This is a genomic window from Rhodothermales bacterium (genome assembly GCA_017643395.1).
Classification (GTDB): domain Bacteria; phylum Bacteroidota; class Rhodothermia; order Rhodothermales; family UBA10348; genus JABDJZ01.
The window spans coordinates 13369-27093 of the sequence record JAEPNP010000006.1 but is presented as its reverse complement, the minus strand read 5'-3'; the positions used below and the strand labels follow the sequence as shown (position 1 = coordinate 27093).

Below are 13725 nucleotides of genomic sequence, written 5' to 3'. Positions count from 1 at the left end.
ATCGCGTCAGACGTCTGCCCGAACCCCCCGGCACCACAACCCTATTCCGCCGAAGCTTCCCCGTCGTCGCTACCAACCGCGTCCGCAGCAGCCTCCGCATCGTCCTTCTTCGCAGATGCAGACGCTGCTTTCTTCGCCTTGGCAGAGGTAGCCTTCTTCTTCCGAGGCTTCTTGGTCTTGAAAGAGAGCTCGCCCTTGTCGGCCTTTTCGTCGTACGTGATGATCAGCGTGTCGCCGTCCCCGAGACTGTGCCCCAGGATAGCTTCCGCCATCGGATCCTCGATGTACTTCTGAATGGCGCGACGAAGCGGACGCGCGCCGAACTTGGCGTCATAGCCCTTCTCGACAAGGAAATTCTTGGCCTTGTCGTCCAGGTCCACCGTGATGCCCAGCTCTTCGGCGCGGCGGAACAGGTCTCCGGCCATGAGATGGATGATCTCGTGGATGTGCTCTTTCTCGAGCGGGTGGAAGACGATGACGTCATCAATGCGGTTCAGAAACTCCGGATTGAAGACCCGCTTCAGCGCATCCTCGACCGTGCTCTTGAGCGCCTTGTAGTCAAAGTCCTTCTGCTCGCCCTGGCTGAAGCCGATGCCTTTGCCGAGGTTCTTGATATCACGCGCCCCGATGTTGGACGTCATGATGATGATGGTATTGCGGAAGTCCACCTTGCGGCCGAGGCCATCGGTGAGCTGCCCATCGTCCAGAACCTGGAGCAGGATGTTGAAGACGTCCGGGTGTGCTTTCTCGATCTCGTCGAGCAGCACCACGGAGTAGGGCTTGCGGCGCACTTTTTCGGTGAGCTGGCCGCCCTCTTCGTAGCCGACGTATCCGGGAGGCGCACCGACGAGGCGGGACACGGAGAACTTCTCCATGTACTCCGACATGTCCACGCGGATGAGTGCTTCCTGGTTGTCGAACAGGTATTCGGTCAGCTGCTTGGCCAGTTCGGTCTTGCCTACACCAGTCGGGCCGAGGAAGATGAATGAGCCAATCGGCCGCTTGGGATCCTTGAGACCCGCACGCGTGCGCCGAATGGACTTCGAGAGCTTCCGGATGGCCTCTTCCTGACCGATGACCGTGCCTTTCAGCTCTTCCTCCATGCGGAGCAGCTTCTCGGTCTCCGGCTCGGAGATGCGATCCACCGGAATACCGGTCATCATGGCCACGACTTCGGAGATGTCGTTGACGGCCACGTCATGGATCTCCGACTCGGCCTTTTCCTCCCACTCCTTCTTGGCCTTCTCCAGCTCCTCGATGAGCTTCTTCTCGGAGTCACGCAGACGCGCGGCCTCCTCGAACTTCTGGCTCTTGACGACCTGGTTCTTCTCTTCGCGGACCGCCTCGATGTCCTCCTCAAGCTTCACGATCTCCTTGGGAACGCGAATGTTGTTGAGGTGCACGCGGGCGCCGGCCTCGTCGAGCACGTCGATGGCCTTGTCCGGAAGGAATCGGTCGGTGATGTAGCGCTCGGCTAGCTTGACGGTAAGCTCGAGGGCCTCGTCCGAGTAGCTGACGTTGTGATGCGATTCGTAGCGGTCCTTGATATTCTGCAGGATCAGCACGGTCTCCTCCGGGGTGGAGGGGTCGACCAGAATCTTCTGGAAGCGACGGTCAAGCGCGCCGTCCTTCTCGATGTGCTGACGGTATTCGTCCAGCGTCGTAGCACCGATGCACTGGATCTCTCCGCGCGCTAGCGCGGGCTTGAACATGTTGGAGGCGTCCAGTGAACCGGATGCGCCGCCGGCGCCGACGATGGTGTGGAGTTCGTCAATGAAGAGAATGACGTCCGGGCTCTTCTCGAGCTCGTTCATCACCGCTTTCATGCGCTCCTCGAACTGGCCGCGGTACTTGGTGCCGGCCACCAGCGCGGCCAGATCCAGCGTCACGATGCGTTTGTCGTAGAGCACGCGGCTGACCTTGCGCTGCACGATGCGCATGGCCAGGCCCTCGGCGATGGCCGTCTTGCCCACGCCGGGCTCGCCAATGAGCACCGGGTTGTTCTTCTTGCGCCGGCTGAGGACCTGCGCCACGCGCTCGATCTCGCGTTCCCGGCCCACAACGGGGTCGAGCTTGCCCTCTTCGGCCAGGCGAGTCAGATCGCGTCCAAAATTGTCGAGTACGGGAGTTTTGCTCTTGTCCATCTTGCCACCACGATCCTGTTTGCCGGAGGACGAGGAACGGCCGCTCGACTGCCGACCGCCGCCGGAGCTGCCGCCGCGTGAGGATGCCGTACCGCTGACGATCGTATCGAGCTCTGACCGCACAGCGTCATAGGTAATGGAAAAGCCCTGCTGCAGGATCTGCGCGGCCAGATTCTCGTCATCGCGGAGCAGGCTCAAAAGCAGGTGCTCGGTGCCGATGACGTCGCTCTTGTACAGCTTGGCCTCGAGATAGGTGATCTTGAGCACCTTCTCGGCCTGTTTCGTGAGGGGGATGTTGCCCACCGTCAAGGTGCCGCCGGTCGACCGCACGGTCTCCTCGATCGACTTCTTCAGTTTGAAGAGGTCACAACCCAGGTTGCGAAGGATCTTGACGGCGATGCCCTCGCCCTCGCGAATGATTCCCAGAAGGAGGTGTTCGGTGCCGATATAATCGTGGCCCAGACGAATAGCCTCCTCCCGGGAGAAGGAAATCACGTCACGAACCCGATTGGAAAAGTTGCCTTCCATGTTCTATTGGTTGCGCCAGAAGCGGCAGGCGGGGGGATGCCCGGTGGGCGTGGTTGCAGCCGGTGGTATGCATCCTGCGATGCGGACCTCGGCCAGCAGACCGTCACAGGGCAAGAACCAGACCAAGCGGACAGCCACGGTCTGGTCCGCATCCCTCATGCGGCGAAGCTGGACCCACAGCCACACGTCTGCGTGGCGTTGGGGTTTTCAAACGTGAAGCCTCGCGCGTTCAGACCGTCCTGATAGTCGATCATCGTGCCCATCAAATAGAGACCGTGCCGCTTGTCCATGTAGACTGCGATACCGTCTACTTCAAACTGCAGGTCGTGGTCACGCTTTCGGTCAAAACCGAGCATGTAGCTCATTCCGGAACAGCCGCCTCCTCGAACGCCTACCCGCAGGCCGAACCCCTCAGGGAGGCTCTTGGTCTCCATGATGTTCCGGATCTCATTGGCGGCTCGATCCGAGAGCTGAAGGGGAGTAGTGGCGTCGGTTCCGATCATATACGTGCGTGGCGGATTGCACTCGCGCTTTGCAACGAAGGGTGTTTGGGGCTGTTCCACCGCGTGGCGCGACGGCAACATGTTCCGATCAGCGGGAAGCCACCACGACGACTCCGCGGTAGGATCGCCCGGATTCGCCGCGCGCGAGCACAATGTGGATCCCGTTCCGCACCCGCCGCCCTGACTCGTCCCGCCCGTCCCAGAACACGGCCTGTCCCAGTCCGGCCAGGGTGCGTACGGCCCGCCCGCGTCGGTCAAACACGCGGGCGTGCACACTCGCAGCCCCCGGCACCGTGATCCGGACCGACGTCTCGGAAGGATCGAACACCTGCGGGACAAGCTGGAGTCCGCCGGATTCGGGCGATGGACTCTGTGCCCGCCCCTCACCCGGAGAGGCACCACGGGTCGCCGCGCTGGACCGCCAGTTGCCTGGCGCATCTGCGGGCGCGCGCGCATCCACCCGTTCCAGGGAGATCCCCGCGGGGTCACGCAGATCCGCGGCGTGCAGATCCGGGGTCAGTTCGACATGGTCCAGCAGGAGGCCGTCACGCCGGTGAAGGGACAGCCGCACCCCATCGTTGCGGAGCGAAGGGGCTCCGGCTGCGTGCAGCCAGATACCACCACCATCGGGATAGGCCCGCTGCGCGAACCACGGCAGGTCCGCCGCGGCGACGCCCGAAACGGGAAAAACAAGCGTGATCAACGTGCCCGCTGCAGCCGCGGTGGGTCGCCAAGCGATCCGCACCGAGTCGGGCGTGGCCGGATACCGATCAATCCGCAGGTAGACTTCATTGAGCTCGACCAGCTCGAGGGCCAGGAGCTCCACGAACTCGACCCCACCCGGCTCGGCGTGGAACAGCACCTCATTGATCACGAGCGTGCCCTCCGCGGGCGCGGCAACCTCGACAAGCGGTGAGTGGGTACCCGGCGTCGGTTGATCGGCGTACCACCGCCCGTCCGGCAGCCGGTGCAAGGACGTGCCGGAGGGTGGCAGGGCGGGGTCGAGCAGGTCCGCATCGAAACTGGCTGTGTCGACCAGGGCGCCATAGGCATCCCTGATCTCCACCTCTTCGCTGCCCCCCGGCGGGTCGGCGACCAACATGGCGGCGCCGGGCCGCAGCGAGACGGGTCCGAGCGTGCGATCGCCAACCCGAGTGCGCCGCAGGCTGCGTGCCTGGTCGGATCGATTCCAGAGCTCAATCAGCGGACTCGGCCGAACCAGTCGCTCGCTCACGAGCACGTCCCCCGCCATCGGCCCGGGGACCGGGCTCAGCATCACCGTGGGCGCCGTGTTTCCGAACAGGTCTTCCAGACCGCTCAGGGTCAAACCCGGAGGCCGGAACGCCCACCCGGTGCGGTCGGTGACCCAGCTCAGCGGAGATCCGGCCAGCCGGCCCACGGGGAGCACCGGTTCCGACGCCTGCACCCAGACAGTGTCGGTATGCAGCCTGTCCGAGAAGACGATCTCCGGCGGCTCTCGGTCTGGCCGGTAGGCCGCGTTGCGCTGTCCGGGTGAGCCCGCTGCTGATGTCCAGTTCACCCGATGGTCTGAAGGCCCTCGCGGGTCATGTCGCTCCAGCACGGGCCCGCCCCAGTCGCCATCGTACGGCACCGCATCGATCTCCCTGCCGCCTGCACCCACCGCCGGCCGGTCGCCCCCGTTGTTCAGCGCCGGCCATGGCGAAACGGCCACAAATGGCACCCCGGGGAACGCCGTCGCAAACGCGTCGGCGTCCCGCACCAGAACCAGGTAACCCCCGGGTTCTAGCAGAAGGGATCGCGACGACACCCTGACCGGACGCAGACGCGAATCGTAAAACTCTATCTGTGCCATTTCAACCGTCTCGATGCCGACGTTGAGGAGCTCCACGTATTCCAGGGCCGGGTCCGCCGGAGCGAAGGCGATTTCGTTGATCACAAGGCAACAGAGAAGCAGCACGGCTCTTTTTGGAGGTAGAGGCGCGGAAGGAGCCCCATGCAACGCAATCCTGCCGTTCGTACTGTGCGGCGTGGATCAGGAGAGCCGCATAGCCGATCTGGAGGCACGGGTAGCCGCGTTGGAGGAGCGCCTCGCGAATCGGGTCGCCCCGGCGTCACCCACCCCCCGGCCCAAACCGCCCGATCGCCTCCGGGAGGCTGGTGCGCGACTGGTAGCGTTCCTGACAGGCGATGGGGCCCTGGCCCGCCTGGGCATGCTGCTCTTCCTGGCCGGCATCCTGTTTCTGGTGCGTTACGGCATTGAGCGTGGCTGGATCAACGAGTTGGTGCGCGTAGCACTGGCGGTTGTAGCGGGAGGGGTGCTGCTGGCACTGGCCGGCCGCCTGCGCGAGCGTCGCATGCTGGCCCACGTGCTTGCTGGTGGCGGGGTCGGAGCGTGGTACGTAGCCGTGTTCTCTGCGCACGTCTTCTACGGCATGATCGGCCTGATCCCGGCGCTTGTCCTGGCGACGGCAGTCAGCGGCGTGTGTCTGGCCCTCAGTCTGGTGGGTGGGGCAGGTGCGCTCGCTTCCGTGGCGTTCGGTGCGGCTACGGCGGCGCCGTTTGTGCTTTCCGGGGGAGAAGGGTCGCTGGTGGCCCTGACCGTGTATCTCGCGGCGGTCATGGTCACCGCGGGCATTGTCTACCGATCTCGAGGTTGGGTGCTGACCCACGCACTGCTTGCTGCCGGCATGACCGTCGCACTCGCGTTGGCGGCCGGAGAATTGCGTCCTGAGCACACCCTGGCGGTGCGGTCCACGGTGACCGGAGCCATTCTGGTGTTCTTCGGCGTGTTTGGTGTGCTGCCAATGATGTGGTGCGATGAGCGCCGGTGGGCACACGCAATTACCACCCTCCAGGCAATCGGCGTGCCGCTGCTGACGCTGGGCCTGCTCATGATTGCGCTCGATTTGAGCCGCTTGCCGGTGGGGTGGCTGGCCCTGGCCGGGGCGGCCGGGTATAGCGCGGTCTCCATCCGGGAGGGTAGGAACCTGCTGTTCCGCGCGGGACCCCTGTCGGCCGCCGCCTTGCTGGCCTCGGTGGGCTCGCTGGCCTTGTTGGACGGAGAGTCGTTCGGACCGCTACTGATTCTCGCTGCGGTGCTGCACGTAGTGCACGCGCGCTACCCGGCAGAGGCGGCCGGATGGGTCGCGCGGCTGCTGGTGCTCGTGGGCAGCGTGGGCATGGCCCTTCAGCTTCTGGATGGAACGTCGATCTGGTGGCAAGGCGTGGTCTTCGACGGGCTCGGCATCATCGCGCTGCCGGCCGTCGCCTCCGCCACCGCCGAAGCGGGACGACACTACGCCATCGCGTGGGTGCTCGGCCTGCTCTACCTCAACGCCGTCTTCGGTGCGCTGGGAGACTACCTGGATATCGGACCCGTCCTGGCGACGATCGCATGGGCCCTGCTGGCGGTGACGCTCCTGGCAACAGGCTTCCGCCTCCGGGAGCGCATCGTGCGCCTGGCCGGAATCTCCACAGTGGGACTGGTTGTGGGGAAGCTGCTCTTCTTCGATCTCGAGCAGATGGATGCGGTGTGGCGCATTCTGCTGTTCCTTGGGATCGGCGCGGCCCTGCTCGGAGCCAGCTATCTGTTCCCCGATTTCTGGGAGGAAGACCTCGAGGAGTCGCCGGTCGCCGAGCAGCCCTAGCGGGCGCGCTCCAGGTACGCTTCCAGCATGGCAGCCAGCATGCGAGGTGCCTTGCCGAACACCGCTTCGTCAATGTCGAAGCAGGAGTCATGCAGGGGATAGCTGGTCGCAGGCCCGTCGGAGGTGCCCACGCGCAGCAACATGCCGGGCACGTGCGTCAGATAGTGCGCAAAGTCTTCAGCGCCCATGCTGGGTGCCGGGATGTCGAAGATCGCGTCCTCTCCAAACATGCCCGTGATGGTTTCGCGGACCAGTCCCACCAGCTTGTGGTCATTCAGCACGGGGGGCGCTCCGTGATCGAAGTCGACGACCGTTTCGGCACCGAACTGCGCAGCCGTACGCTGAGCGGTTTCTGCGATCAGTGTGCGCACCGTATCGCGGTCCTCCCGGGCCGTGCAGCGCACAGTGCCACCAAACTCCACTTCCTGCGGGATGACGTTATAGGCATCGCCGCCGCGTAGCCGACAGACCGCCAGCACAGTACCATGACGCGCGTCCGTACGGCGGCCGACCACCTGGTAGAGCGTGTTCATCACGTTGGTCGCGATCCAGACCGTGTCTGCCGACTGGTGCGGTCGGGCGGAGTGGCCCGTCGACGGTCCGCGCACAATGACGCGGAAACGGTCGGCAGAAGCTGTGGCCGCTCCTGTGATAAGCCCAAACACCCCGGTCGGCAGGGTGGGATCCACATGGGAGGCGAACGCCGCCGAAACGCCCTCCAGTACGCCGTCGCGAATCATGAGCGGCGCGCCGCTGGGAATGCCCTCTTCGTTGGGCTGGAAAAAGACACGCACCGTGCCCTTCAGTCTGTCGCGACGTTCCGCCAGCAGCAGCGCGGTGCCGATGGCAATCGTGGTGTGCGCATCGTGGCCGCACAAATGCGCCAGGCCCTCACGAGTCGAGCGGTATTCGACATCCTTTCGGTCGTCGATGGGCAGGGCGTCGATGTCAGCCCGGTACGCAACGGTGGGACCATCGGCAGCACCGACGATATCCACATACAGGCCTGTTCGGGCCAGCGGACCGACCACCTCCAGACCACGTCGCTCGAACAGGTCGCGGATAAACCGGGCCGTGTCGTATTCGTGCAGCCCGATTTCCGGGTGCCGGTGCAGGTGGCGGCGGATGTCGGTCAGAAACGCTTCAAACCCGGCATGCTCCAGGGTAAGATCCAGCGGGATCTCAACGGCTTCGGGAGCAATCTGGAGTTCGTTCACAGGCGGTCTCGGGTCTGTCGCGTACTAAGCCGGAATAAACGGCGAGTCCGGCGGCGGGATCTGCCGTTCAGACAAGTCCGCGCCGTTTTCGCAGAAACCATTCGGCTGTCAGCAATACCAGGACCAGTACGAGGAACGGGTATCGCTGCCAAAGGCGGATGGAAGAGCGCACGACGCGGTCCCTGGGATGAAGCCAGGAGGCCTGGGCCGCAGGCTGGGAGAGCGCGCCAAGGGATGACAGGTCGAGGGCCTGTCCTCCTGTCCTGAGCGCAATCTGGCGCATTAGCGCGGCGTCGGCCCGGGTGTCTTGGTATTCGAGGGCCAATGGCCCCACCGAAAAGACGCCCGAGTCTTCGCCCAGCTGCTCATTCGCCAACGAGGCGGCCGCGGTGTAGGCGTATCGGCCCTCGGGAAGGGTGCCGGCGTCCGCCCGGTAGCGGCCTGACCCGATCGAGCGCATGGCAAACGGGAGGGTCGTTCCGTCCGGGGTGCGAATCTGAAGATCGACGGTAGCGCCGGGCACCGGTTGGGCTGACTCATCATAGACCTGCCCAAAGAACTCCACCCGTTCCCCGCCTTCGAACGACGTGGTCAGCGGGCGCACACGCACGGGTCTGTCATCCTCGGGCGCAGCGAGCCACTGCACGAGATTGCCAGTCAGGGTGGGCCAAACTTCCTGGTAGGCCTCCAGACTTGGTGGCAGGTTGCTCCATTGCCAGAATCCTGACGCGAGCAGCACGGCGGCCCGCGCGCCGGAGCGCCTGCGCAAGACCAGGGACGGGTCGTCGAGCGTGACGCCCCGGATGGCGGTCGTCGCCAGCACCTGGGCATCTGCGGCCGTCTGCCACGTCACGTCGGTGACTGCCATGGGGGGCAGGGCGTTCCAGGCATCCCCCGGGGCATTGGCCGGAAGGGCAAGCGCGGGATGTCGTAGCCCCGCTCCGGTGCGAACGGGTCGACCTTCGGTCCGTCCACTCCGGATGACGCGGGGCTGGACCGGAAGGATGGGCCCCAGTCGCTGCATGAGGCGAAAATCGGTGCGTTGGCCCAGGGTCAGCAGCAGCGGAATGGACTCTTCGGCGACGGCTGAGGCTACACGATCCACATCGCCCGCGTCCGTGCCCTGGGAAGGCCAACCGGACAGTATGAGCAGATCGTACTCCGTGAGGTCGGGCAGCGGCCCCTGGAAATAGCCGCCGGACGAGCGCCGAACGAACAGATCGACGGCGAGCTCATCGTCCGTGCCGAGCGCGGCCCGGATGGCGGTCAGGTCGGGACTCGGAGCGCCGCCGAGCAGAAGCACCCGGCGTCGGGATTCCAGGACCTGCACTGCGACCGATGCGACATTGTTGCGGTAGGTGAACTCGTCGACGGATCGGGAGACACTGATATCGTAGCGGACCAGCCCCGTGGTGTCGGGTACGACCTCCAGCGTGACAGGCACCTCACCGGCCTCCGCGGGCAGTGTGACCTGCTCCTGATCCAGGACGCGGCCTCCCTCCAGCACACGTACGGTGACTCGGGCGTTGCCAAAGCCCTCGTGGCGAATGCCGACTTCCATGGGCAGAGCGGTGCCGCGGTAGGCCACCTCGTTCGTCAGCACACGGCGCACTTGCACATCCTGTCGAGAGGTGGTGTCACCGAGCACCACCGTGTGCACAGGCACGGGGAAGCGGTCGGCAATGTGCAGGGGATTGCGGCCCGTGTTGTACCGGCCGTCCGACACCAGGACGACCGCCCTCAGGTTTTCACCTTCGAGCTCGGCCAGGGTCTGCTCCAATGCCGCCGAGATGTCAGTGCGGCCTCGGGAGAAGTGCATGGAGTCCGGCACATCGACCTGGAGGTCGGTGGCAAAGCGGAAGGCCCGCACGTCGGCTCCCGGGGGCGTTATCCCCGCTGCGGCTGCGCGGATTGCGGTCGTATCGCCGTCCGCGACCATGCTTTGGGAGTCGTCGATGAGCAGAGCCACAACGGGCGGATCCGCGGCGGTGCGCTCCCGGGTAATGAGGGGTTCGACCAGCAGAAAAATCAGCAGTAGCAGACTGGCCATGCGCAGTCCGGACAGCACGATGCGTCCCGAGCTCTCTACCCGCGGTACCGTATTGCGGTACAGCCAGATCGCCCCGGCGACGGCCAGCAGGCCGAGCAGGATCAGGATCCAGGGAGAAAGCCCGAAAGACAGGGACATGCGCTAGCGGATGAGGATGACGCTGCCGGTGGTAACCCGAGCGCCCGCAGTGAGGCGATAACCCAGCCAGCCGTTGGCTCCGGGTGGGGTAGGCAGATCCAGGACATGGCCTCCGGCACTGAGTCCTGGCAGGGTGCTGCGCGCCACCTCGCGTCCCAGCAGATCAAAGACCGTAATCTCCACGGGGCCGGCCTCGGGAAGCTGCACGGCCAGACGCGGACTGGTCCGGGACGGGTTGGGGAAGGCCTCTGCGCTGAAGCTGCCGGAGGGCGTGTCAGATTCGACGTCTGTGGTCCAGGTGGCCGCCAGAGCCAGGGCGGCTCCGGCATCAATCACTCCATGGCCCGTGCCGTTGTTCGGCTCGTGATGATGGCTGGCGGTGCGTTGCAGGATCTCACGAATCTGCATGGGCTGCAGGGTGGGATTCACCTGAAGCAATTGCGCCGCAATGCCGGCAACCATTGGCGCGGAGAACGAGGTGCCGTTGCCACCGGTCGAGTACCCGTTTCGGGTGGCTACCGTAACGCTGGATCCCATAGCCGATACATCCGGCTTGATGCGTCCATCTGCCGACGGGCCGCGTCCGCTGAACGAGGTGAGGATGCCGTTTGGACCGACAGCGCCGACCGCGATGACAGAGTCGCCGTCAGCGGGGGAGGTAATCTTGCCCCATGCGCTCGAGCCCGCATTGCCTGCACTGTTGACGACCGTCACACCCAACTGAGCCGCCAGGTCGGCCGCCTGCGTGGTGATGGGCGTGTCCCCGTCCATCTGGTCCACCGTGTAGCTGTTCTGGCCGGGGTCGAACTCCGAGTAGCCGAGCGAGATGTTCACCACGTCCGCTCCTCGGCTTTCCATCCACTCCATGCCGGCCACAAAGTTGTCTTCTTCCTGGTTGGTCTCGGTGGGAGCGTATTCCGTGCGGGCAAGAAGGATGTCGGCGGCGTAGGCCGGACCGATCAGGCGGCCTGGCGCATAGCCGGCCGCTACGCTCAGCACGGCGAGCGCGTGCCTGTTGTTGTCGTCCGGCTGCCCGGTGAAGTCACGTTGGTCCAGCAGGCGACCTGCATCCAGAATGTGCTGCGTGGCCGGGTGCTGGAGGTCGCCGGCCCCGGTATCCACGATGCCGAGAATGACCCCTGCGCCGTTGAGGCCGGCCTCGATCCCCGCGATCGCGTTGATGATCTCCAGTTGCCGATGGGACGAGCCGTAGTCCAAAGAGGCGACGGCGAGGGGCGCGGCGGGCTCAAGGCGCGGAAACGCAGGCTCCACCAGAGCTTCGGGGGGAAGCGCCTGTCCGACCGGGCGCGTGCCGGTGACGAAAGGCAGCCGTCGCACGGCTTCCAGCTCGTCCGGGCTGAGCCAGACAGAGACCGCGTTCAACCACCGGCTGCGATGTGCGACGCGACCTCCGGCAGCTTCGACCCCTTCCACATACCGTGGGGTCACCTGCAGGTCCAGGCTCGCCGGAGTGTCCATCGCCCGTATGGCCCTCCTGTGCAGGGCGCGATCGCTGATGGGGGCGGCTTTCGCGGCCACGGCGTCCTTGTCGGCAAAGAAGACCCAGTACTTGATGTCGGGCTGCTGGGCCCGGGCGGGAATCGCCAGCAGAAGCAGCAGGGGGATGAGCCGAAGTCGCATTAGAAATACGGGACCAGGAGGTAGGCGAAATAGGCGACGAATCCTGACAGCAGCAGACCGCCTTCGTAGCGATTGATGCGCTGGTGTGTCCACGCGAGCGGGAACAGCAGCAGCGTGAACCCGACCATGATCGGGAAGTGCAGTCGCAGGGCGTCCGGATCAATGGTCATCGGCTGAATCAGGGCCACGAGTCCCACGACGAACATGATGTTCAGCATATTCGACCCGAGAACGTTGCCGACCGATAGGTCGGATTCGCCGCGAAGGGCCGAGACCAGGGAGGCGGCGAGTTCGGGAAGGCTGGTGCCGACGGCCAACGCCGTGAGGCCAATCACCCCGGGATGGATGCCCAGGATATCCGCCATGCCGACGGCCGAGTCCACAAGCAGGTCGGCACCGATGGCAAGCATCACCATGCCGAACACGACATAGGCAACGCGTCCCCAGGTGCTGGACCGCAACCGGGCTATCAGCGTGTCGCCAACGGCGCCTTCCTTTTCCTCTTCGAGCGGGAGGTCCACAGGCGGAGCCGAACTCCTGCGATTCGCGATCAGGATGTAGGCCATGAAGGCAAACAGGCACGCGACGAGAATGATGCCGTCAATGCGGCCGATGCGCCCGTTGGACGCCAGAAACCAGAACAGAAGGGTGATTCCGAGCATCATCGGGTATTCCTTCTTCAGTGCTTCCGGCTCGACGGTGAGCGGGAGCAGGAGCGCCGTGATGCCCAGGATCAGTGCGATGTTGGCGATGTTGCTGCCGACGATATTGCCGATCGCCAGCGCATCCTGCCCGTCGAGCACGGCGACCACGTTCAGCAGGAGTTCGGGCATCGACGTGCCCACAGCCACAATGGTCAGGCCGATCACCATGGGTCTGATGCCCAGGCGGAGGGCGATGGCGCTGGCGCCTCGAACCAACCAGTCTGCCCCCAGATACAGTGCGCCCAACCCAAGGATAAAGAGCAGGATCAGGTAGAGCATGAAGGCGGAATCAGGTGGTCTTCTAGGAGCTCAGCGCGCTTCCGGAGAAGGCTCCCGGCAACAGGGAGGAGGGCGATATACGTTCGGCGGGTTTGGCGCCCCGGTCGATCGTGATGGTCGCGTCCCGGATCAGCTCAAATATCAACTGGCGACAGGCACCGCAGGGTGATGCATCGGGCGCCGTCGGGCAACTCAGCGCCAGCATTTCGGCGGGGAGGGCATCGTACGTAACTGCGGTGCCCAGAGCGTTGCGCTCGGCGCAGAGAATGCACGTCCAATCGGGGTGTTCCACGTTGCAGCCCGGGATGAGTCGGCCGTCGCGCGTACGCAATACCGCGCCGACAGGGAACTCGGATTCCGGGATATGCGCCCTGCGCGCGGCCTCGCGGGCGAGCGCGATCATGTCACCGTTCGCCTGCACAATGAACGGGCTGCGCACGTCCCGTGGTGTGGGCACGGCTCCGTTCCAGCACCAGAACCGATCCCCGGCAGGCAGGAGGCCGAAGCCGGATGCCAGGGCGGTCGTCGATGCGGGCACGGGTCCGGCCACGGCGAGAGCCACCAGTTCCCGATGGCCCATGGCGACGGCCGTCGTGACGGCGTTCAACGCGGCCGGGATTGTGAGCGGGAACGAGGCGCTCTCCACCCGAACGCCCGCGACAATCCCCCCGTCCGGGAGAAGCACGGCCGCGGAAGCCGCACGGCGGGAGTAGGGCACGTGGGCGCGGGAGGCGAATTCCCGCGCTACATCTAGCAGGGCCTCAGTGGTGTTTTCGGGGCTCATCGCGGCAGAGAACCGGTCTGTGGGGCGGGGGATCCGTCGTTGAGTGTGGCGGGCCGGTCCGTCGTCGAGCGTCGCCGGGGATTTGTCGTCGAGCGGGGCGGGGGTCCA

General features: G+C 65.1%; 9 protein-coding genes. 1 reads left to right on the top strand and 8 read right to left on the bottom strand.

The window, feature by feature from the left end:
• Positions 1-41: 41 nt before the first annotated feature.
• The 3 genes from JJ896_16355 to JJ896_16345 all read right to left on the bottom strand — a co-directional run bounded on the left by JJ896_16355 (position 42) and on the right by JJ896_16345 (position 5114).
• On the bottom strand, positions 42-2672 hold the full coding sequence (locus JJ896_16355) for an ATP-dependent Clp protease ATP-binding subunit (GenBank protein ID MBO6781229.1): 2631 nt from the start codon (positions 2670-2672) through the stop codon (positions 42-44).
• 155 nt (positions 2673-2827) lie between these two features.
• Positions 2828-3175 (bottom strand): iron-sulfur cluster assembly accessory protein, encoded by a 348-nt coding sequence (locus JJ896_16350; protein MBO6781228.1) that lies wholly within the window; start codon positions 3173-3175, stop codon positions 2828-2830.
• An 88-nt stretch (positions 3176-3263) separates the two neighbouring features.
• Positions 3264-5114: a hypothetical protein gene (locus tag JJ896_16345; protein ID MBO6781227.1), complete on the bottom strand. Its 1851-nt coding sequence runs from the start codon at positions 5112-5114 to the stop codon at positions 3264-3266.
• 70 nt (positions 5115-5184) lie between these two features.
• Here JJ896_16345 and JJ896_16340 point away from each other — a divergent pair, with 70 nt between their 5' ends.
• Entirely contained in the window at positions 5185-6804 is a 1620-nt protein-coding gene (locus JJ896_16340; GenBank protein MBO6781226.1) for a DUF2339 domain-containing protein, read from the top strand.
• Here the strand turns inward: JJ896_16340 and JJ896_16335 are convergent.
• From JJ896_16335 to JJ896_16315, 5 genes are all read right to left on the bottom strand, one after another.
• Entirely contained in the window at positions 6801-8021 is a 1221-nt protein-coding gene (locus JJ896_16335; protein MBO6781225.1) for an amidohydrolase, read from the bottom strand. The genes JJ896_16340 and JJ896_16335 overlap by 4 nt on opposite strands.
• Before the next feature lie 67 nt (positions 8022-8088).
• Positions 8089-10209 (bottom strand): hypothetical protein, encoded by a 2121-nt coding sequence (locus JJ896_16330; GenBank protein MBO6781224.1) that lies wholly within the window; start codon positions 10207-10209, stop codon positions 8089-8091.
• Positions 10210-10212: 3 nt separating this feature from the next.
• Positions 10213-11850 carry a S8 family serine peptidase gene (locus JJ896_16325; protein ID MBO6781223.1) on the bottom strand — a complete coding sequence of 546 codons (1638 nt, stop codon included), beginning with the start codon at positions 11848-11850 and terminating at the stop codon, positions 10213-10215.
• On the bottom strand, positions 11850-12833 hold the full coding sequence (locus JJ896_16320) for a calcium/sodium antiporter (protein MBO6781222.1): 984 nt from the start codon (positions 12831-12833) through the stop codon (positions 11850-11852). Before JJ896_16320 ends, JJ896_16325 begins: the two co-directional genes overlap by 1 nt.
• Before the next feature lie 22 nt (positions 12834-12855).
• Positions 12856-13617: a cytidine deaminase gene (locus tag JJ896_16315; GenBank protein ID MBO6781221.1), complete on the bottom strand. Its 762-nt coding sequence runs from the start codon at positions 13615-13617 to the stop codon at positions 12856-12858.
• Positions 13618-13725: the final 108 nt, after the last annotated feature.